Here is a 988-nt window from a genome sequence, read left to right on the forward strand (position 1 = left end):
GGGCGCTGGCTTCGGGCGCGGGACAGGCGGGGTTGCATAGGTAGGGGCTGGATTGGCAGCTGGCCGGGGATTATAGGCGGGCGCCGGAGTGTAGGTCTGCGGCAGATTGGTCGCGAGGACCGGCGGCTTGTTCTTGCCCGGCCTGGATCCCTTGCCGAGCGCCGGATAGCTGGTGCCGGGAAGTCCATAAACCGGCCCCGACGCCGATGAGGGCGGCACATCGGTCGACGCGATGCCGGGCCCGTCCGGGCCGCCGCCAGTGATCTCGGACCCATAATTGCCGTTGCTCGCGACCTGCGTGTCCATTTTGCGCGCGAGTTCGATGCCGCGCTGGCGCTGGTCGGCGGGAATATATTTGTCCATCTCGGCGAGCGTCTGCGATCCCTGCGGCAGGCCGGCACCCGATGAGCGCGTCATCAGTGCATAAGCACGCACCCAATCGCGCTCGATTCCGTCGCCATTGAACAGCATCGTGCCAAGTACGAGTTCGGCCCGCGGTTCGCCGCGACCAACGGATTTTTCGAGCCATGGCGCCGCCTCGGCGCGCTTGCCGTCCTGGAACAACGCGAGACCGTAATTGTCCTCGGCCTGGGCATGGCCCTGCATCGCCGCCTTGCGATACCAGCTTTCCGCCATCTGCAAGTCGACCGGCACGCCGCGTCCGAGCTTATAGGCTTGGCCGAGATTGAATTGCGCGTCGGCGTCGCCGGCGATCGCGGCCTTGCGCCATTCGTCGACCGCGGCCTTATAGTCGCCGCGGTTCCAGGCATCGACCCCGGTCTTGGTGTCGGCCATGGCCGGCGCGCCGATGACGACGGTCGCCGCGATTGTTGCAACGGAAAGCGCCGCAGCGCCGATCAGCGTTCGCATGTTACTCGTGTCCCGCCCAATACACTTCAGGGATAATATCGCGCTGTAACGGGCGAATGGCAAAGAAAAGGTTAGTCACGAGTCTGTTTGGAAATGCGCCGCGGCGCATTTCGCGGTG

1 protein-coding gene is annotated in these 988 nt (G+C 65.1%); it reads right to left on the reverse strand.

Features of this window, described 5'->3' with window-relative positions; genetic code table 11:
• On the reverse strand, positions 1-870 hold an 870-nt coding region (locus tag SAS01S_RS21990; protein ID WP_066813397.1), incomplete at its 3' end, for a tetratricopeptide repeat protein.
• Positions 871-988: the final 118 nt, after the last annotated feature.

The organism is Sphingomonas asaccharolytica NBRC 15499 (assembly GCF_001598355.1).
Taxonomy (GTDB): domain Bacteria; phylum Pseudomonadota; class Alphaproteobacteria; order Sphingomonadales; family Sphingomonadaceae; genus Sphingomonas; species Sphingomonas asaccharolytica.